This is a genomic window from Streptomyces sp. NPDC059649, from assembly GCF_042734445.1.
In the GTDB taxonomy this organism is placed as follows: Bacteria; Actinomycetota; Actinomycetes; order Streptomycetales; family Streptomycetaceae; genus Streptomyces.
On sequence record NZ_JBHWDV010000009.1, the window covers coordinates 22,858 to 42,998 of the forward strand.

Below are 20,141 nucleotides of genomic sequence, written 5' to 3' on the forward strand. Positions count from 1 at the left end.
GGCTCAGGACGCCGTGAACCGTTCCCGGAGCTCCCGCTTGAGGACCTTGCCGCTGGCGTTGCGCGGCAACGCGTCCACGAACACCACCCGTTTGGGGGCCTTGAACGGCGCGAGCCGGGCCCGGGCCGTCTCGATCAGCTCCTGTTCCCCGACCGGGCCCCCGTCCGGACGCCGTACGACCACCGCGGTCACCGCCTCGATCCACCGCTCGTCGGGCAGCCCGATGACCGCGACCTCGGCCACCTGGGGATGGGCGTAGAGGGCGTCCTCCACCTGGCGCGAGGCGACCAGCACGCCCCCGGAGTTGATGACGTCCTTGACCCGGTCCACCACGGTGAAATAGCCCTCCGCGTCCCGGACGGCCAGGTCCCCGGAGTGGAACCAGCCGTCGCGGAACGCCTCGGCGGTCTCCTCGGGCTTGTCCCAGTAGCCGGTGCACAGCTGCGGGGAGCGGTAGACGACCTCGCCCGGGATGCCGTCGGGCACCTCCCGGCCCGTCCCGTCGACCACCCGCGCCTCGACGAACAGCACCGGGCGCCCGCAGGAGGCCATCCGGCCCTCGTGCTCGTCCGGTCCCAGGACGGTGGCCAGCGGGCCGATCTCGCTCTGCCCGAAGCAGTTGTAGAAGGCCAGGCCGGGCAGCCGGGCGCGGAGCCGTTCGAGGACCGGCACCGGCATGATCGAGGCACCGTAGTACGCCTTGCGCAGCGCGGTCAGGTCGCGGTCGGCGAAGCCGGGGTGCTGCGACAGACCGATCCACACCGTGGGCGGTGCGAACAGGCTGTCCGCCCGCCCCGCCTCGACCAGGTCGAGGATCCGCTCCGGGTCGGGCGCGTCGAGGATCGTGTTCTCCGCGCCGACCGCCAGATAGGGCAGCAGGAAGACGTGCATCTGCGCGGAGTGGTAGAGCGGCAGGGAGTGGACCGGGCGGTCCCACTCCTTCAGGTCCAGGGCGGTGATCGCGCTGACGTACTCGTGCACCAGGGCGCGGTGGGTCATCATCGCGCCCTTGGGCAGTGCGGTGGTGCCGGAGGTGTAGAGGAGCTGGACCAGGTCCTCGGAGTCCGGTGCCGCCGGGTGCGGGTCCGTGGGCGCGGTGCGCAGCCGGGCCAGCAGTGAGTCGTCGGTGTCGCGCAGCGGCAGGACGCGCGCGGAGTCCGGCAGCCGCCCGGCGAGTCGGGGATCGGCCAGGACGAGGGAGCTGCCGGACTGCTCGACGAGGTAGCGCAGTTCGTCGCCGGTGAGGTGGTGGTTCATGGGTACGTGGACGAGCCCGGCGCGGGCGCAGCCGAGGAAGCCGATGAGGTAGGCGTCGGAGTTGTGGCCGTAGGAGCCGACCCGGTCGCCGGGGCGCAGTCCGGAGCCGCGCAGGACCGCGGCCGCGGCCGTCACGGCCTCGTCGAGCTCCCGGTAGGTCCAGGTCCGGTCGCCGTACCGGAGCGCCGTGCGGTGCGGCACCCGCCGGGCGCTCCGCCGCAGGATCCCGTCCACCGTGCTGCTGCGCGCATCAGTCATGGCGGGATCCTGGGGGCGGCCCGGGGTGAGGTCAAGTACCGCTACACGGCGCGGTCCCGGCCCTCCCAGTAGGGGTCGCGGAGCCGGCGCTTGTAGAGCTTGCCGTTGGGGTCGCGCGGCATGACGGCGATGAAGTCGACCGACTTGGGCCGTTTGTAGCCGGCGAGCCGGCGGGCGCAGTGCGCCAGGATGTCGGCGGCCAGTTCGGGCCCGGGCTCATGGCCCTCGGCGGGTTCGACCACGGCCTTGACCTCTTCGCCCCAGTCGTCGTGGGGGATGCCGAAGGCCGCGGCGTCGGCGACGGCGGGGTGGCCGAGCAGGGCGGATTCGATCTCGGCGGGGTAGATGTTCACGCCGCCCGAGATGATCATGTCGATCTTGCGGTCGCGGAGGAAGAGGTAGCCGTCCTCGTCGAGGTAGCCGAGGTCGCCGACGGTGAAGAAGTCCCCGATCCGGTTCTTCCGGGTCTTGCCCTCGTCCTTGTGGTAGCGGAAGCCGCCGGTGCTCATCTTCAGGTAGACGGTGCCGAGTTGGCCGGGCGGCAGGCGGTTGCCGTCGTCGTCGAAGACCGCCAGTTCGCTGATCGGCCAGGCCCTGCCGACCGTTCCGGGTTTCTTCAGCCAGTCCTCGGCGGTCGCGAAGGCGCCGCCGCCCTCGCTCGCCGCGTAGTACTCCTCGACGCAGCCGCCCCACCAGTCGATCATGGCGCGTTTGACGTGGTCGGGGCAGGGCGCGGCGCCGTGGATGGCATGCCGCAGCGAGCTCACGTCGTAGGCGGCCCGGGTGGCCTCGGGGAGCGCGAGCAGGCGGTGGAACTGGGTGGGCACCATATGGGTGTGGGTGCAGCGGTGCCGGTCGATCAGGGCCAGCATGCCCTCCGGCGTCCACCTGTCCATCAGGACGACGCGGTGGCCGATGTGCAGCGAGGCGCCGGCGAACTGCAGGACGGCCGTGTGGTAGAGCGGCGAGCAGACCAGGTGGACGTTGTCGTCGAACGGCCGGATGCCGAAGATGCCGAGGAATCCGCCGAGGTGGGTCTGCTCGGGCGGGGTGCCGGGCAGCGGGCGGCGGATGCCGCGCGGGCGTCCGGTGGTGCCGGAGGTGTAGTTCATCACCCAGCCCAGCGTCCGGCCGTCGGGCGCGGACTCCGGCTGTTCGTCGAGGAGTTCGCGGTACGGCCGGAAGCCGTCCGCCGCGCCGACCAGATAGCGCCGGGCGGCCGGCAGTTCCGCCTCGTCCGCCGCCTGCCGGGCCGCCTCGGCGAACCGCTCGTGGGCGATCAGCACCTTCGCCCCGGAGTCGGCGACGATCCAGGCGATCTCCGGGCCGACCAGGTGGTGGTTGACCGGGACGAGGTAGAAGCCGGCCTGGGACGCGGCGAGGTAGGCGGTGAAGAACTCCACGCCGTTGGGGAGGACCACGGCGAAGGCGTCGCCACGCTCCAGGCCGGCCGCGCGCAGCCCGTGGACCAGCCGGTTGCTCGCGGCGTGCAGCCGGCCCGCGGTCCACTCCTCGCCGTCCGGGGCGATCAGCACCGTACGGTCCGGGTCGGCGGCGGCCTGTGCCCAGAAGCCGTTGGGCGGTGGGGAGTTGGTCATTCCGCTGTCCTCCTCGGGGTCAGGCGCGTCCGGCGATGCGGTTGATGCGGTCGATGGCCCGCTCGAAGCCGCGGGTGAGGTCGTCGAAGACGGCCTGGACGCTGCGTTCGCTGTTCATCCGGCCGACGATCTGGCCGACCGGGGTGCCCAGCAGCGGCTCGACCTCGTGCCGCTGGATGCGGGAGTTCGCCTCGGCGACCAGCAGTCCCTGCAGCGGCATCGGCAGCGGGCCGGGGCCGGCCGGGTCGTCCCAGGCGTCGGTCCATCCGGTGCGCAGCTGGCGGGCGGGTTTGCCGGTCAGGGCGCGGGAGCGGACGGTGTCGCCCGGGCCGGCGGCGAGCAGTTTGGCGGTCAGCCGGCGGGAGTGGAGTTCGGCCTCCCGGGTGGTCAGCCAGATCGAGCCGAGCCAGACGCCCTGGGCGCCCAGGGCGAGTCCGGCGGCGATCTGCTCGCCGGTGCCGATGCCGCCGGCCGCGAGCACCGGCAGCGGGTCGACGGCGGCCACGACCTCGGGGGTGAGGACCATGGTGGCGATCTCGCCGGTGTGCCCGCCGGCCTCGTAGCCCTGGGCGACGACGATGTCGATGCCGGCGGCCTTGTGGTGCCGGGCGTGCCGGGGGCTGCCGGCCAGTGCGGCGACCAGGATGCCCTGGTCGTGGGCGCGTCGGACGACGTCGGGGGGCGGGGGGCCGAGGGCGTTGGCGAGCAGCTTGATCGGGTATTCGAAGGCCACGTCGAGCTGGGTGCGGGCGACCTGTTCCATCCAGCCGGTGATCCGCCATCCGGACGCCTCGCCCTCGGCGAGCGGCGGTACGCCGTACTTGTCGAGGAGTGCGTCGACGAACCGGCGGTGTCCGTCCGGGATCATCGCCTCGATGTCGGCCTCGCTGACGCCCTCCACCTTCTTGGCGGGCATCACCACGTCGAGCCCGTACGGCAGCCCGTCGGTGTGCTCCTGCATCCAGTCGAGGTCGCGGGCGAGGGCGTCCGGCGCGGTGTAGCGGACCGCGCCGAGCACCCCGAACCCGCCGGCCCGGGTGATCGCCGCGGCGACCGCGGGGAAGGGGGTGAACCCGAAGACGGCGTGCTCCGCGCCCAGCCTGTTGCTCAGCTCCGTCTGCATGCGCGCAGGATGCCGCAGGGTGCCGTACGAGGGAAGAGATTTTCTGATGCTGCGTCAGAAAACTGCCGGGGTCCGGTGCCGGCTCCGGATCGCCGCGCCTCCGGCGGCCGTCACACCACGCCCTCCTCCAGCACCGCCATCGCCGCGTTGTGGCCGGGGATGCCGCTCACCCCGCCGCCACGCACCGCGCCCGCGCCGCACAGGAGGACGGCGGGGTGGGCGGTGGCCACCCCCCAGCGCGCCGCCGCACTCCCGGCGGGGACGTCCGCCTCCGGGTCCGCGTACGGGAACGCCAGCTCGCGGTGGAAGATGTTGCCGCCCGGCAGGCCGAGTTCGCGGTCCAGGTCGAGCGGCGACTTGGCCTCGACGCAGGGGCGGCCGTCGGCGTCCAGGGCGAGGCAGTCGGCGAGCGGCTCGGCGAGGTGGGTCTCCAGTTCGGCGAGGGTGGCCGCCAGGAGGCGGTCGCGGGTGGCGGCGTGGTCGGCGGTGTCGTCGGCGAACAGCCGCGCGGGGGTGTGCAGGCCGAAGAGGGTGAGCGTCTGGTAGCCCTGGCGGACCAGGTCGGCGCCGAGGATGGACGGGTCGGTCAGCGAGTGGCAGTAGATCTCCGAGGGCGGGGCGGCGGGCAGGTTCCCGGCCGCGGCCTGCCGGTAGGCCTGCTCCAGCTGGTCATAGCCCTCGGCGATGTGGAAGGTGCCGGAGAACGCCTCGCGCGGGTCCACGCCGGCGTCGCGGAGCCGGGGGAGGCGGGTGAGCAGCATGTTCACCTTGAGCTGCGCGCCCTCGGCGGGCGGCGGCGGGGCCTCGCCGAGGAGCCGGGCGAGTTCCCGCGGCGAGGCGCCCACCAGCACCCGGCGGGCGCCGATCGTGCCCCGTTCGCAAGAGACCTCGGCGGTGCGGCCGTCGGTGGCGAGGGAGGTCACCGGGCAGCTGGTGACGATCTCCGCACCGGCCCGGCGGGCGGCGTCGGCCAGGGTGTCGGTGAGGGCGCCCATGCCGCCCAGGGGGACGTCCCAGTCACCGGTGCCGCCGCCGATGACGTGGTAGAGGAAGCAGCGGTTCTGGCGCAGCGAGGGGTCGTGAGCGGTGGCGAAGGTGCCGATGAGCGCGTCGGTGAGGACCACCCCGCGGACCAGGTCGTCGGTGAAGGTCTGCTCGACCAGCTCGCCCAGGGGCCGCTCGAAGACGGCGTGCCAGGTGGCGTCGTCGTCGATCCGGGCGCGCAGCGCGGCGCGGGTGGGCAGCGGTTCGGTGAGGGTGGGGAAGACCCGCTCGGCGAGCCGCCGGGTGGTGCCGTAGAAGCGCTCCCAGGCGGCGAACTCGCGGTCGGATCCGGTGAGTTCGGCGAACGAGCGGCGGGTGCGGGCCGCGCCGCCGCCGACCAGGAGACCGGTGGGGCGGCCGTGGCGCACCGCGGGCGTGTAGGAGGAAACGGTGCGTTTGCGGACCGCGAAGCGCAGTCCGAGGTCCCGCACGATCTTCGGCGGCAGCAGGCTGACGAGGTAGGAGTAGCGGGACAGCCGGGCGTCGACACCGGTGAAGGCCCGGGTCGACACGGCGGCACCACCGGTGTGGTCCAGCCGCTCCAGCACCAGCACGCTGCGTCCGGCGCGTGCGAGATAGGCGGCGGCCACCAGTCCGTTGTGCCCGCCGCCGACGATGACCGCGTCATACGAAGTCCGTTCCGGCATGCCCCTTGGTAGCACGCGATGATCGCGGAGGCCAGGTACACGCGGCTGAAACCTCGGCCGCGGTCGGTGCGGCTTCTTGACCGGGTCCGGGCCTGCTCCTAGCGTCCGGCCGTGCTCCACCTCGGCACCGCCCCGGCTGTCCCCCCGTCAGGCCGTCCCGCACACCCGTGAGGTGACCCGTGTCCCGTCCTTCGGTACCCCGCCTCGGCCGCACCGTCACCGGACTCACCGCCGTCGCCGCCTGCTCGGCCGGGCTGCTGGCCTCCCCGGCGCCCGCCTCCGCCACCCCCGACCCGGGCCGCACGGCGAAGGCGCGGCCCGCCACCGGCCCGTACCCGAACCTGGCCCCCACACCCCCGATGGGCTGGAACAACTGGTCGTACTACACCTGCCACGTCGACGAGAAGGTGGTGCTCGACAACGCGCGGGCACTGGTCCGTTCGGGGCTGGCGCACCAGGGCTACCGGACCGTCACGGTCGACGACTGCTGGATGGCCAAGAAGCGCGGCCCCAAGGGCGAGCTGCTGCCGGACCCGGTGAAGTTCCCGCACGGCATGGCCTACGTCGGGCAGCAACTGCACGCCATGGGGCTGAAGTTCGGCATCTACGAGGACGTCGGCACGCTGACCTGTGAGAAATACCCGGGCAGTCTCGGCCACTTCGCCGAGGACGCGAAGCTGTTCGCCGGCTGGCAGGTGGACTACGTCAAGGCGGACGGCTGCAACGTGCCCGTGGCACCGGGGCACAGCAAGGAGGAGACCTACCGGGACCTGTACGGACAAATGAGCCGTGCCCTGCGGGCCGCCGGCCGGCCGATCACCTTCTCCGTCTCCGCGCCGGCCTACTTCCAGTTCGACGGCGACGCCGTCTGGCACCGGGTCATCGGCTGGTCGTCCGAGCTGGGGAACCTGTGGCGGGGCGGCAGGGACGTGGCGCTGCAGCAGAGCACCCCGGCCGCCAAGTGGTCCTCCATCGTCTACAACTTCCGCTACAACGCGAACCTCGCCGATCTGCAGCGCCCCGGACGGTGGAACGACCCGGACTTCCTGCTGGCCGGGGACTCCGGGCTGAGCCGGGACGAGATGCAGAGCCAGATGTCGCTGTGGGCGATGATGGCGGCGCCGCTGATCTCCAGTACGGACCTCGGCACACTCTCCCCCGAGGCCCGCGCGGTGCTGGGGAACGCGCACGTCATCGCGGTCGACCAGGATCCGCTGGGGGTCCAGGGGCGCATCGTGCAGGAGGACGCCCACTCGGCGGTGCTGGCCAAACCGCTGAAGAACGGCGACCGAGCGGTGGCCCTGTTCAACTCCGGCGACGCCCCGCGCACGCTGTCGGTCACCGCGGGCGCGGCCGGGCTGCCGGAGGCGTCCTCGTACCGGCTGCACGATCTGGTCACCGGTCGGCGGAAGCACAGCGACGGGGACATCGTGGCGAGCGACGTACCGGCGCACGGCACGGTGCTGTACCGGGTGACGCCCGCCGACCGAAAAAGCTTCTAGCCGCGGTGCGTCGCGCGTTCGCGGCGGAGCGCGGCGACCCGGCGGTGCAGGGCCACCGCCTCGTCCTCGCGGCCGAGTTGTTCCAGGCACCGGGCCAGGTCGCTCTGGCCCGCCAGGGTGTCGGGGTGGGCGGCGCCCAGGACCCGGGTGCGGGCGTCGGCGACCCGGCGGTAGCGGTCCAGTGCCTCGTCCCAGCGGCCCAGCCAGCCGAGGGCCACGGCGGTCTCCCGGAGGCTGACCAGCGTGTCGGGGTGGTCCGGGCCGAGCACCCGCTCGCGGGCCGCGGCCACCTCCTTCGCCTCGGCGAGCGCCTCCGGCCAGCGGCCCAGCCGGCCGAGGTTGACGCCGAGGCCGTGCCGGGCGCGCAGGGTGTCCGGGTCGTCGGCGCCCTGGGTGCGGGTGCGGGCGGCGACCAGCTCGCGGTAGAGCGTCAGCGCCTCGGCGCCGCGGCCGAGCCGGCCGAGGCCGAGGCCGACCTCGGAGCGGGCGTCGAGGGTGTCGGGGTGGTCGGGGCCGAGCGCGACGCTACGGGCCGCCGCGACCTCCTGGTAGGTGTGCAGCGCCTCGGCCCACCTGCCCAGCCGGCCGAGGACGTGGCCGAGTTCGTAGCGGGTGGTGAGGGTGTCGGGGTGCCGGGCGCCGAGCACCCGGGCGCGGGCGGCGGCCACGTCCCGCGTCATGGCCCGGCAGTCCTCCAGCCGGCCCAGCCGGCCGAGGTTGCGCGCGAGGTGGTGGCGGCAGTCGAGGGAGTCGGGGTGGTCGGGCCCCAGGGCGTGTTCCTGGGCGGCCAGCACCTCGGCGTAGATCTGGTGGGCCTCGAAGTACCGGCCCTCGTCGCCCAGGTCCCGGCCGGTGGCCAGCCGGGCGGCGAGGGCGGTGCGGCGGTCGTCCGGTGGTGCGGGGCTGGCGATCCCGGCGGCCACGGCGGCGTCCCCGGACCGCGGGTCGCCGCCGCCGGTCCAGGCGTCGGTGAGGACCGTGACGGCGCGGTCCGTCGCGGGGCGGACCGGACGGGGGCAGGCCGGTGAGCCGGGGGTGATGCCGGTGGTCCAGGCCGGCAGGGCGGGGAGGGTCGCGCCGGGGCCGGCCGTGCCGCCGGTGGGGTCCTGGCGGGCGACGGCGAGGCGTTTGGCCAGGTCGTCGGCGTCCCGGGGCCGGTCGTCGGGGTCCTTGGCGAGCAGCTGCAGCATGATCCGCTCGTAGGCCACCGGCAGGTCGGGGCGGAGGGTGCGCGGCGCGGCGGGGGCGGTGTCACGGTGTCCGACGAGCACCGCCCAGGCGTCGCCGAGGTCGAACGGCGGGACACCGGTGGCGAGTTCGTACAGCACACAGCCGAGGGAGTACAGATCGCTGCGGTGGTCGACGGGGTGCGCGCCGATCTGCTCGGGCGACATGTAGTGCGGGCTGCCCATCGCGACGCCGGTGCCGGTGAGCCGGGCGGTGAAGCCGATGTCGTGGTTCAGCCGGGCGATGCCGAAGTCGCAGATCTTGACCGTGCCGTCGGCGATGCGGACGATGTTCGCCGGTTTCAGGTCGCGGTGCACGACGGCCTGCCCGTGGGTGTAGGCGAGGGCGGCGGTGACCTGTTCGGCGATGTCGATGAGGTCCGGGACGGGCAGCGGCTGGCGCCGGTTGTCGTCGAGCAGCTGGCTGAGGTTGCGGCCGGTCAGCAGCTCCATGACGAGGAAGAGGGTGCCCCGGTCCTCGCCGAAGTCGTGGACGACGGTGATGCCGCGGTGCTGGAGGGCGGCCGCGACCCGGGCCTCACGGCGGAAGCGCTCGCGCAGGACGTCCAGGAACTCCGGCTCGTGCCGGGGCCCCAGCGGCTTGAGGCATTTGACGGCGATCTGCCGGCCCAGTGATTCGTCGCGGGCCCGCCAGACCTCGCCCATGCCGCCGCGCCCGATGGTGTCGAGCAGCCGGTACCGCCCCTGGATCAGTCGGTTTTCCGCCATCGTCTGTCGCCGCCCCCGTCCCCGCCCTCACGATCAGCCGCGCCGCTCCCCCTGCCCGTCCAGTATGGCGGCGGCGCGGCGGAGCTTGTAGGCCGACGGGCGGGTGTGGGGCCCGAGTCGTTCGACGGCACGCAGGATGTGCCGGGGCGGCAGCTGCCAGCGGACGGTGGGCGGAATGGCGCGAAGCAGGCGGCCGGTGGCGCGCAGACGTCGGGTGACGACGGCGGGCGGCGGCGCCGGGCGCCCGTAGAGCCGGTGGGCGTACGCCGGGAGGGCACCGTAGGCGAGCCGGGCGACCCACGGCCAGAGCGCCGCGCGGGCCGGGAGGAACACGGCGGGTGTCGGCGGACGGCGGAGGAACGCCTCGACCTCCCGCGCCTCCGGGGTCAGCGCGAGGTGCGGCCGCACCCGTGCGAAGTACGCCTCGAACCCGGCGCGGTCGCCGGGGATCCGCTCCGGGTCCAGGCCGACGAGCCGGCCGCTCGTGCGCTGTTCGCGCAGGTAGGCGTCGGCCTGGGCGTCGGTGAGCGGACAGCCGGAGCGGCGCAGCACCTGGAGGTAGGAGTCGACCTCGGCGCAGTGCACCCACAGCAGCAGCTCCGGCTCGTCGATGCGGTAGCGCTCGCCGGTGGCGGGGTCGGTGGCGGTCAGCCGCCGGTGCAGCCCGCGGACCGCGGCACCGGCGCGTTCGGCGGCGTCGGTGGTGCCGTACGTCGTCGTGCCGACGAAGTCGGCGGTGCGCATGAGCCGGCCCCAGGCGTCGCGCCGGAAGTCCGAGTTCTGCAGGACGCCGCGCACCGCGCGCGGGTGCAGCGCCTGGAGGTACAGCGCGCGGATCCCGGCGATCCACATCAGCGGATCACCGTGCATCTGCCAGGTCACCGAGGAGGGGCCGAAGAGTCCGGGGTCACCTGCGGGAGGGGCGTCCACGAGGTCAACCTAACGCCGTACCCGCGGCATCCCCAGGCCGATCCAGGCGATGATCTCGCGCTGGATCTCGTTGTTGCCGCCGCCGAAGGTGAAGATCACCGCGGAGCGGTAACCGCGTTCCAGTTCGCCGTGCAGGACGGCGCCCGCCGAGCCCTCCTTGAGGGCGCCCGCGGCGGCGACGACCTCCATCAGCCAGGCGTAGGCGTCCCGCCGTGCCTCGGAGCCGTACACCTTGACCGCCGAGGCGTCCTGCGGGGTGAGCGTGCCGTCCTGGAGGGCGCCCACCATGCGCCAGTTGAGGAGCTTCATCGCGTCCAGCCTGGTGTGCGTCTGCGCGAGGCGGCGGCGGACCCAGGGCAGGTCCACGACGCGGCGGCCGTCGGTGAGCTTGGTCTCCCGGGCCCAGCGCTGCACGTCGTGCAGGGCGCGGATCGCCATGGTGCCGTGCGCGGCGAGGGTGACGCGCTCGTGGTTGAGCTGGTTGGTGATCAGTCGCCAGCCCTTGTTCTCCTCGCCGACGCGGCGCGAGACGGGGACGCGGATGTTCTCGTAGTAGCTCGCCGTGGTGTCGTGCGAGGCGAGGGTGTTGATCAGGGTGCAGGAGTAGCCGGGGTCGGAGGTCGGCACGAGGAGCATGGTGATGCCCTTGTGCGGCGGCGCGTCGGGGTCGGTACGGACGGCCAGCCACACCCAGTCGGCGGTGTCGCCGTTGGTGGTCCAGATCTTCTGGCCGTTGACGACGTACTCTCCCCCGTCGGCTCCCCCGTCGACCCGGACGGCGCGCGTCTTGAGGGCGGCCAGGTCCGTGCCCGCCTCGGGTTCGCTGTAGCCGATGGCGAAGTCGAGTTCGCCGGAGAGGATGCGCGGCAGGAAGTAGGCCTTCTGTTCCTCGGTGCCGAACTGCATGAGCGTCGGGCCGACGGTGTTGAGTGCCATCAGCGGCAGCGGAACGCCGGCCTGGGCTGCCTCGTCGAAGAAGATGAACTGTTCCATCGGGGTCATCCCGCGCCCGCCGTACTCCTTCGGCCAGCCGACGCCGAGCCAGCCGTCGGCGCCGAGGCGGCGGACGGTCCGGCGGTAGAACCGCTTCTGCGCGGCCGGATCGGCGTACCGGGCGTAGGCGTGGTCCGGCACCAGTTCGGCGAAGTAGGTGCGCAGCTCGGTGCGCAACTGCTGCTGCTCGGGGGTGTATTCGAGGTGCACGGCCCCTCCAGATCGTCCGGTCGGTCCGGGTCGTCCGGCCGGCGGGCCGCCCGTTTCTGACGGCGCGTCGGATGACGGATCGGGGGCACAGTAGAACTTGTTCCAGAAATAGGGAAGGGCGCGGGCCGGGGGCGAAGAGCGCCCGGCCGGGCGGGCACACGAAGGCCCGGTGCGGCACCTGCGGGTGCCGGACCGGGCCTGGGTGCCGGACGCCATCAGCCCACGGCGTGCTTGGCCGCGTTGTTGTTGTGGGGCATCATCCGGCCGCGCTGCACGTCCTTGCAGTACTTGACGGAGCCGGTGTTGGTCACGTACTTCGCCGCGATCCAGGTCCCGCGCCCCTCGCCGGTCAGGTACCAGACGGTGTTGCCGCCGACGGGCTGGGTGCGCACCTTGCACACCAGGTTGACCTGGGCACGGTGCCGGAGGAAGCCCTTCACGGAGGCGTCGGTGCTGGGGTACTGACGCTCGCTCAGGCCCATCTTGGTGGTGACGACGCCGTACGGCTTGGCGGTCGGTCCGGGCGCCGCCTGGGCCGGGGTCATGGCGGACAGCGTCGCTCCGAGGGCGACAGCCGTGGTCAGTGCGCCCGCGCCGGCTGCGAGCTTTCTGCCGCGGACCGCGAGGAATTCGGTCGTGGACATGGGGGTCTCCTGTTCTTGACGCGCGATGCCACCCATTGATGCGAAGTGGACATTACGCGCAAATCACCCCCGGAATGTGGTGAAACGACGAACAGGCCGCCGATCGTGTGACAGTCAGCCTTCGGTGCCGGCGCGGTGGATCCCGAAGGAGGCCCCCTGCGGGTCCCGGACCACCGCGATCCGCGGGCCTTCGGGCACGTCCGTGGGCGGCACCAACAGCATGCCGCCGCACTCCGCGGCCCGGGCGGCGGTGTCGTCGACGTCGGCGACCGCGAAGTACGGCAGCCAGTGCGCCCGGACGTCGTCCGGGTAGAACTCGTCCAGCGCGCTCAGCCCGCCGAAGTCTGCGCCGTCGAGGCCCCACTGCGGATAGTCCTCGTGGGTGCCCACGGTCCAGCCGAAGACCCGGGTGTAGAAGTGCTTGGCGGCCTCCTCGTCACGGGTGGCGAGCTCGACCCAGCCCAGCGAACCGGGTGCGTTGAGCAGCGCCGCACCGGGGAAGTCCCGGGCCTGCCACACCGAGAACACCGCGCCCTCCGGGTCCGCCAACAACGCGAAACGGCCCTGCTGGAAGACGTCCGTCGGCGCCATCAACTGCCGCCCGCCGGCCTCGGTGACCGCCGCGGCCAGCGCATCGGCGTCCCGGGTCGCGAACGAGACGGTCCAGGCGGTGGGCTGGCCGGGGGCGTAGAGCGACGTGACCCCGGCGACCGGGGCGGCGCCCAGGTGGAAGACGGTGTAACCGCCGGCCTCCGGGCGCAGGTCGGTCTCGGCGCGCCAGCCGAAGACCTCGCGGTAGTACACCTTGGCCGCGTCGACGTCCGAGGTGCCCAGCTCCGCCCAGCAGGGCGCGCCGGGGGTGGGCTCGGTGATCTTCACGCTGGGGTCCGTCTCCGTGCGGTGCCGTCGCTGTCCGTACGGTGCCGATCGTCCGACGGGCGCGCGGGGGCCGCAACCGGAGCCCCTGAAGGTGGGCGTCGGGCCGCTAGGCGTTCCCGGCCGTCTTCCGCAGATGGCGCAGCGAGCCCTCCGGGGCGTCCGGGGCGAGGGCGTTGGCCAGGCCGCGGGCGGCCGCGTCGGCGGCGTCGGCGGAACGGGGCAGCAGTACGGCCTCGTAGGCGCGCAGCGCCGTGTCCCGGTCGGCGTGTTCGACGAGGGCCAGGGCGAGGTCGCTGCCGTCGAGCATGGCGAGGTTGGCGCCCATCCCGGAGAACGGTGTCATCAGGTGCGCCGCGTCGCCGAGCAGTGTGACGCCCGGGGTGTGCGCCCAGGTGTGCGGTACCGGCAGGGCGAACAGCGGCCGGTTGACGAATCCGCCGTCGTTGTCCGTCAGCAGGGCCAGCAGCCGGTCGTCCCACCCGGCGAACCGGCCGAGCAGCGCGGCCCGTACCGCCTCGGTGTCCGTCAGCGCCACCCCGGCCGCGAGGGCCCAGTCCTCCGAGTCCCGGAAGGCGGCGTAGCCGCGGAGGTGGGCGTGGCTGTTGCGCTGGACGATCAGCGCGCGGTCGGCGGCCGAGGCCATCATGCTGCCGTCGCCGACCAGCCGGGCGATCGCGGGATGGCGGGCGTCGGCGTCGTCGAAGGAGAACTCGACGAAGGTGACGCCGGAGTAGTGCGGGGTGGCGTCGGAGAGCAGCGGGCGGACCCGGGACCAGGCGCCGTCGGCGCCGATGACCAGGTCGAACTCCTCGGTGTGGCCGTCGTCGAATTCCGCCTTGTGCCGGCCGTCGCCCAGCGGGTGCAGGGCGCGCAGGTAGTGGCCCCAGCGGACGGTGCCGGGCGCGAGGGAGTCCAGCAGCAGACGCCGCAGCCGGCCCCGGTCGATCTCGGGGCGCTCGGTCACCTCGGCGGCCGGGGCGTGCCGGAAGAGCAGGGTGGCGTCGCGGTCGTAGAGCCGCATCTCCTGCCCCTCGGGGCGGGCGAGGGCGGCGAACTCCTCGTACAGGCCGGCCGCGCGCAGCGCCGCCTGGCCGGTGGCGGCGTGCAGGTCGAGGGTGCCGCCCTGCGGACGGGCATCGGCGGAGGCGTCCCGGTCGAAGACGGTGACCGGCAGGCCGTGCCGCTGGAGCACGCGGGCGCAGGTCAAGCCGCCGGGACCGGCTCCGATGATCGCGATGCGGGACGGAGCCGGAGAAGTCATGGGGTTCATGGAACCAGAAAAGCACAGCAGATATTAAAGTGCAATTGATTCGCTTTTTGTGTCGCTGCATCTTCGATGCGGCTCTCCCGGCGTGGGCCTCACGCGGCGCCGGGGGCGGATGTGTGGTCGCCGTAACGACGGATGATCGCCTCGTGTGACACGTGGTTAACGGGCTCTCCGTAGGGTCGATCCCCAGCTTCCGACCACGAAGGGGACCGTCCGTGACCGCAGCGGAAACACCGGCAGAGCACCTCACGCAGGTGCGCACGGCGTGCCAGTACTGCGGTGTCGGCTGCGGGATGGTGCTGGATGTCGCGACGGACGGCGACGGCCGGCGGACCGTGCGCCGGGCCAGCGGGGACAAGGCCCATCCGGCGAACCACGGACGGCTCTGCACCAAGGGTGCGACCAGCGCCGAACTGCTCACCGCGCCCGGCCGGCTGACCGGCGCCCTGGTCCGCGGCGACCGGGGCGACGAACCGGTGCCCACCGCCATGGACACCGCGATCAAGCAGACCGCCGCCCGGCTGCGCGAGATCGTCGACGCGCACGGCCCGGACGCCCTCGCGCTCTACGTCTCCGGCCAGATGACGCTGGAGGCCCAGTACCTGGCGAACAAGCTCGCCAAGGGATTCCTCCGCACCACCCACATCGAGTCCAACTCCCGGCTGTGCATGGCGAGTGCGGGCAGCGGCTACAAGCTGTCGCTGGGCGCGGACGGCCCGCCCGGCTCCTACGAGGACCTCGACCAGGCCGATGTGTTCCTGGTCATCGGTTCCAACATGGCCGACTGCCATCCGGTCCTCTTCCTGCGGCTGCTGGAGCGGGTCAAGGCCGGCGCCAAGCTGATCGTGGTCGACCCCCGGCGCACCGCCACCGCGGCCAAGGCGGACCTGTTCCTGCAGATCGCGCCCGGTACGGACCTGGCCCTGCTGAACGGGCTGCTGCACCTGCTGGTGGAGAACGGCGACATCGACGAGGAGTTCATCGCCGGGCACACCGAGGGCTGGGAGGCGATGCCCGCGTTCCTCCAGGACTACCCGCCCGCGAAGGTCGCCGGGATCACCGGGATCCCGGAGGCGGAACTGCGCCGGGCGGCCGAGTGGATCGGCGCGGCGGGCGCCTGGACCAGCTGCTGGACGATGGGGCTGAACCAGAGCACCCACGGCACCTGGAACACCAACGCGCTGATCAACCTGCACCTGGCGACGGGGGCGATCTGCCGCCCGGGGAGCGGCCCGTTCTCGCTGACCGGCCAGCCCAACGCGATGGGCGGCCGGGAGATGGGCTACATGGGGCCGGGGCTGCCCGGCCAGCGGTCCGCGCTGGTCGCCGAGGACCGCGCGTTCACCGAGGAGCTGTGGGGGCTGCCCCCGGGGACGCTGCGGGCGCACGACGGGGGGCAGGGCACCGTCGAGATGTTCCGGCGGATGGCGGACGGGGACATCAAGGCCTGCTGGATCATCTGCACCAACCCGGTCGCCTCGGTCGCCAACCGCCGCACCGTCATCGAGGGGCTGGAGGCCGCGGAGTTCGTCGTGGCGCAGGACGCCTTCGCGGAGACCGAGACCACCGCGTACGCCGATGTGGTGCTGCCGGCCGCCATGTGGTCCGAGTCCGAGGGCGTGATGGTCAATTCGGAGCGCAATCTGACGCTGGTGGGGCAGGCCGCCGATCCGCCCGGCGAGGCCTGGCCGGACTGGCGGATCATCGCCCGGATCGCCTGCGAGATGGGCTATGCGGACGCCTTCTCCTACGACAGCGCCGAGGAGATATTCGAGGAGCTCAAGCGGGCGGCCAACCCGCGGACCGGGTACGACCTCCGCGGGGTGAGCTATCCGCGGCTGCGCGAGACGCCCGTGCAGTGGCCGAGCGCGGCCGCCGACGGGCCGGACCGCAATCCGGTGCGCTATCTGAACGACGGGGCCGGCCGGGAGCCGGTGGAACGGCCGGACGGCAGCCGCCCGCGACTGGTCTTCCCCACCGCCAGCGGGCGGGCCGTGTTCTTCGCCCGGCCGCACCTGCCGGCCGCCGAGCTGCCCGACGACGACTTCCCGTACCTGCTCAACACCGGCCGGCTGCCGCACCAGTGGCACACCCTCACCAAGACCGGCAAGGTCGCCAAGCTGGGCAAGCTGAACCCGGGCCCGTTCGTGGAGCTCCATCCGCAGGACGCCGAACGGCTGGGCGTGGTGGCGGGCGACGCCGTCGAGGTCGCCTCGCGGCGCGGGCGGGCGGTGCTGCCGGCCGTGGTGACCGACCGGGTACGGCCCGGGGACTGCTTCGCGCCGTTCCACTGGAACGACCTGTTCGGTGAGTACCGATGCGTCAACGCCGTGACCCACGACGCCGTCGACCCGGTCTCCTTCCAGCCCGAGTTCAAGGTGTGCGCGGTCGCGCTGACCAGGGTGCCGGGCGGCGCCGGCCAGTCGGAGAGCGCGGTACTGCCGGGCGCGGCGGAGGGGCCGGGGGCGGAGCCCGGCGGCCCGGCGGGCGGTGCGGGAGGAGGCGCCGCGGGCGGTGCGGTGGCGGTCCTGACCGACCTGTTCCGGCTGACCGACCCGGCCCCGCCGGCCCTGGCCGAGCACGAGCGCCGCTATCTGTCCGGATTCCTCACCGGGCTGGCGTCCCGCCCGTCCGGCGGTACGCCCGTGCTGCCCGCCCACGCGCCGTTCGGCGCGGAGACCGCGCTGTGGGTGAACGGCGTGCTGGCCGGGATGTTCTCGCGGACGGCGGACGAGCGGACCGGTACGGGGGCGCAGGGCGACCCGGCGGAATCGGCTGACGGAACGTCAAACTCCGCCTCTCGTACGGTGATCGTGCTGTGGGCCTCGCAGACCGGCAACGCCGAGGAGGTCGCCGCGGACGCCGCCCGCCGGCTGAAGGGCAGCGGACGACAGGCGGCGCTGGTGAGCATGGCCGACAGCACCCCGGCCACCCTCCCGCGCACCGCGGACCTGCTCATCGTGACCAGCACCTTCGGCGACGGCGAGGCCCCCGACAACGGCTCGGGCTTCTGGGAGACGCTCAACGCGCCGGACACCCCCCGGCTGGAGGGCGTGCGCTACTCCGTCCTGGCGCTGGGCGACTCCTCGTACGACGACTTCTGCGGTCACGGGCGGCGGCTGGACGACCGGCTGGCGGAGCTGGGCGCGGTCCGGCTGGCGCCGCGCACGGACTGCGAACCGGACTACGCACAGCCGGCCGGGCAGTGGCTGGAACGGGTGCTGCGGGCGCTGGAGGACGGCGCGGCGGAACAGGCGGCCGACGGGCCCACCGAGACGGCACCGGCCCCCGCCTCCCCCGCCAAGGACCCCACCGTCACCGCCCGGCTCGTCGGCAACGACCTGCTCAGCCGGCCCGGCGCCACCAAGGAGGTGCGTCGGTTCACCTTCGACACCCGGGACGCCGACGGGGTGCCGCTGGCGTACGAGGCCGGTGACGCGCTCGGGGTGCAGCCGCTGAACTGCCCCGAGCTGGTCGCCGAGTGGCTGGCGCTGACCGGCCTGGACCCGGCGGCTCCGGTACGCCTCGACGGGGCGGGCACCGTGCCGTTCGGCGAGGCACTGCACCGCCATCTCGACATCACCCGGATCACCCCCGCCCTGCTCCGGCTGGCCGCCGAGCAGACCGGGGACCGGACGCTCAGGAAGCTGCTGCGGCCCGGCAACAAGGGCGAGCTGGACCGGTGGGCGTGGGGCCGGCAGGCCGTCGACGTGGTGGCCGAGCACGCGGTGCGGGCCGGCGCACAGGAATGGGCCGAGCTCCTCCCCCGGCTGCGGCCGCGGCTGTACTCCATATCGTCGAGCCCGCTGACCGACCCGGCACTGCTGCGGCTGACGGTCTCCGTGGTCCGCTACGAGAACCGGCAGGGCCGCCCGCGCAAGGGCGTGGCCTCCGCGTTCCTGGCGGATGCCGAGCCCGGCAGCCCGGTGGAGATCTTCGTGCGGCGCAGCGCGCACTTCCGGCCACCGGCCGACCCGGCCACCCCGATGGTGATGGTCGGGCCCGGCACCGGCGTCGCGCCCTTCCTCGGCTTCCTCGACGAGCGGCGGGCCCGCGGTCACCGCGCCCCCAACTGGCTGTTCTTCGGCGAGCAGCGCCGCGCCACGGACTTCTACTACGAGGAGGAGCTCGGCCGGCTGCACCACGACGGGCTGCTCACCCGGCTGGACACCGCCTTCTCCCGCGATCAGCGCGCCAAGGTCTACGTCCAGGACCGGATGCGCGAACACGGCGCCCACCTGTGGTCCTGGTTGCAGGACGGTGCGCACTTCTACGTGTGCGGCGACGCCTCGCGGATGGCCAAGGACGTCGACCGTGCGCTCCGCGAGATCGCGGTGGCCCACGGCGGCCTGACCGAGGAGGCCGCCACCGTGTACGTCAAACAGCTCGCGGCCGAGAAGCGCTACGTGCGGGACGTGTACTGACGGCTGCACCGCTCCCTCCGGGAGGCGCCGGCCCTGGAAAAAATGCTCGGCGTTCCCCTTCCTCCTGCGGACTCCCCCGCGGACTCCCCTGCGGACTCTGTCGCGGACTTCCCTGCGAACGAGGTTTCCGCCCCGAACGGGCCGAGTACCCGCATGGGACGCAGGATGGAGAGGAAGGAGAGCGCTATGACCGTTTCGACCACTGAACCCGAGCCGAAGGGCCCCGGGCCCGTACCGAGCGAGCCGGAGCCGCTGCCGCGCGACCCGGTGCCGGCCGAGCCGGAACCGGAACCGGAGGAGCCGGGTACGCCCCCGGTGGAGCCGCCCGGGGCCGAACCGGGAGAGCACCCCGCGCCCGAGCCGCCCGACTGATGCGGCCGCCCGGCGCGAGCCCGGGTTGCAGGCCGCACCCCACCACAGCAAGGTGTGTGAGATGGTGCAAATCGGATACACGATGATGACCGAACAGGCGGGCCCGCGGGCCCTGGTCGATCATGTCGTCGGCGCCGAACGCGCCGGCTTCGACTTCTCGGTGACCTCCGACCACTACTTCCCGTGGCTGGACGCGCAGGGCCACGCCCCCTACGCCTGGAGCGTGCTGGGCGCCGCGGCACAGGCCACCACCCGTATCCCGCTGATGACCTACGTGACCTGCCCGACGACCCGCTACCACCCCGCGGTCGTCGCCCAGAAGGCCGCGACCATGCAGCTGCTCTCCGGCGGCCGCTTCCGGCTGGGACTGGGCTCCGGCGAGAACCTCAACGAGCACGTGGTGGGCGCCGGCTGGCCGGCCTCACCCGTACGGCTGGACCAGCTGGCCGAGGCGATCGAGATCATCCGCAAGCTCTTCGACGGCGGTGAGGTCACCCACCACGGCACCCACTTCGACGTGGTGCACGCCCGGCTGTGGGACCTGCCCGACGAGCCGCCGCCGATCGGCGTGGCCGTATCGGCCGGACGGTCCTGTGAGATCGCCGGCAAGCTGGGCGACCTGGTCATCGCCACCGAGCCCAAGGCCGAACTGCTGACGTCCTTCGACCGGCACGGCGGTACCGGCAAACCGCGGGTCGGCCAGCTGCCGGTCTGCTACGACCCCGACCGCGACACGGCCGTCGCCCGGGCCCACGACCAGTTCCGCTGGATGCTGGGCGGCTGGCAGGTCAACTCCGAACTGCCCGGGCCGAAGGGCTTCGCCGAGGCCACCCAGTACATCAGGCCGGAGGACGTCGCCCGGGCCATTCCGTGCGGCGACGACGTGGGCCGGTTCGTCGAGGCGGTGCGCCCGTACGTGGACGCGGGCTTCACCGAGGTCGCGCTGGTGCAGATCGGCGGCGACCACCAGGAGCCGTTCCTGGACTGGGCGGAGACCAAGCTGCTGCCCGCGCTGCGGAAGCTGTGACCCGCACCGTC

General features: G+C 73.3%; 14 protein-coding genes. 4 read left to right on the forward strand and 10 right to left on the reverse strand.

Annotation, left to right across the window (positions count from 1 at the left end; all coding sequences use genetic code 11):
• Positions 1–3: 3 nt before the first annotated feature.
• From ACFV1J_RS13480 to ACFV1J_RS13495, 4 genes are all read right to left on the reverse strand, one after another.
• Positions 4–1,515 carry an acyl-CoA synthetase gene (locus ACFV1J_RS13480; protein WP_385857475.1) on the reverse strand — a complete coding sequence of 504 codons (1,512 nt, stop codon included), beginning with the start codon at positions 1,513–1,515 and terminating at the stop codon, positions 4–6.
• Between the two features lie 41 nt (positions 1,516–1,556).
• A complete protein-coding gene (locus ACFV1J_RS13485) occupies positions 1,557–3,113 on the reverse strand; it encodes an acyl-CoA synthetase (RefSeq protein WP_385857476.1) in 1,557 nt (518 codons plus the stop codon).
• 19 nt (positions 3,114–3,132) lie between these two features.
• Positions 3,133–4,236, reverse strand: coding sequence for an NAD(P)H-dependent flavin oxidoreductase (locus ACFV1J_RS13490; RefSeq protein ID WP_385857478.1), 1,104 nt, complete (start codon positions 4,234–4,236; stop codon positions 3,133–3,135).
• A gap of 110 nt (positions 4,237–4,346) precedes the next feature.
• Positions 4,347–5,927 (reverse strand): phytoene desaturase family protein, encoded by a 1,581-nt coding sequence (locus ACFV1J_RS13495; RefSeq protein ID WP_385857479.1) that lies wholly within the window; start codon positions 5,925–5,927, stop codon positions 4,347–4,349.
• A 179-nt stretch (positions 5,928–6,106) separates the two neighbouring features.
• Between ACFV1J_RS13495 and ACFV1J_RS13500 the strand changes: the two genes are divergently transcribed.
• Complete coding sequence (locus tag ACFV1J_RS13500; protein ID WP_385857480.1) at positions 6,107–7,429, forward strand: glycoside hydrolase family 27 protein; 1,323 nt, start codon at positions 6,107–6,109, stop codon at positions 7,427–7,429.
• Here ACFV1J_RS13500 and ACFV1J_RS13505 read toward each other — a convergent pair.
• The 6 genes from ACFV1J_RS13505 to ACFV1J_RS13530 form a co-directional block, all read right to left on the reverse strand.
• Positions 7,426–9,384 (reverse strand): tetratricopeptide repeat protein, encoded by a 1,959-nt coding sequence (locus tag ACFV1J_RS13505; RefSeq protein WP_385857481.1) that lies wholly within the window; start codon positions 9,382–9,384, stop codon positions 7,426–7,428. The genes ACFV1J_RS13500 and ACFV1J_RS13505 overlap by 4 nt on opposite strands.
• A gap of 33 nt (positions 9,385–9,417) precedes the next feature.
• Entirely contained in the window at positions 9,418–10,254 is an 837-nt protein-coding gene (locus ACFV1J_RS13510; protein ID WP_385857616.1) for an oxygenase MpaB family protein, read from the reverse strand.
• A 69-nt stretch (positions 10,255–10,323) separates the two neighbouring features.
• The gene (locus ACFV1J_RS13515) at positions 10,324–11,517 is read right to left on the reverse strand and encodes an acyl-CoA dehydrogenase family protein (protein WP_385857482.1); all 1,194 of its coding nucleotides are present in this window, start codon (positions 11,515–11,517) and stop codon (positions 10,324–10,326) included.
• Positions 11,518–11,732: 215 nt separating this feature from the next.
• Positions 11,733–12,161 (reverse strand): SH3 domain-containing protein, encoded by a 429-nt coding sequence (locus tag ACFV1J_RS13520; protein ID WP_385857483.1) that lies wholly within the window; start codon positions 12,159–12,161, stop codon positions 11,733–11,735.
• Between the two features lie 114 nt (positions 12,162–12,275).
• Entirely contained in the window at positions 12,276–13,040 is a 765-nt protein-coding gene (locus ACFV1J_RS13525; protein ID WP_385857484.1) for a VOC family protein, read from the reverse strand.
• A gap of 106 nt (positions 13,041–13,146) precedes the next feature.
• Positions 13,147–14,301 carry an FAD-dependent oxidoreductase gene (locus ACFV1J_RS13530; RefSeq protein WP_385857485.1) on the reverse strand — a complete coding sequence of 385 codons (1,155 nt, stop codon included), beginning with the start codon at positions 14,299–14,301 and terminating at the stop codon, positions 13,147–13,149.
• A 299-nt stretch (positions 14,302–14,600) separates the two neighbouring features.
• Here ACFV1J_RS13530 and ACFV1J_RS13535 point away from each other — a divergent pair, with 299 nt between their 5' ends.
• From ACFV1J_RS13535 to ACFV1J_RS13545, 3 genes are all read left to right on the forward strand, one after another.
• Positions 14,601–18,731 (forward strand): molybdopterin-dependent oxidoreductase, encoded by a 4,131-nt coding sequence (locus ACFV1J_RS13535; protein ID WP_385857617.1) that lies wholly within the window; start codon positions 14,601–14,603, stop codon positions 18,729–18,731.
• Between the two features lie 186 nt (positions 18,732–18,917).
• Positions 18,918–19,103 carry a hypothetical protein gene (locus tag ACFV1J_RS13540; protein WP_385857487.1) on the forward strand — a complete coding sequence of 62 codons (186 nt, stop codon included), beginning with the start codon at positions 18,918–18,920 and terminating at the stop codon, positions 19,101–19,103.
• A 61-nt stretch (positions 19,104–19,164) separates the two neighbouring features.
• Positions 19,165–20,130, forward strand: a complete 966-nt coding sequence (locus ACFV1J_RS13545; RefSeq protein ID WP_385857488.1) for an LLM class F420-dependent oxidoreductase — start codon at positions 19,165–19,167, stop codon at positions 20,128–20,130.
• Positions 20,131–20,141: the final 11 nt, after the last annotated feature.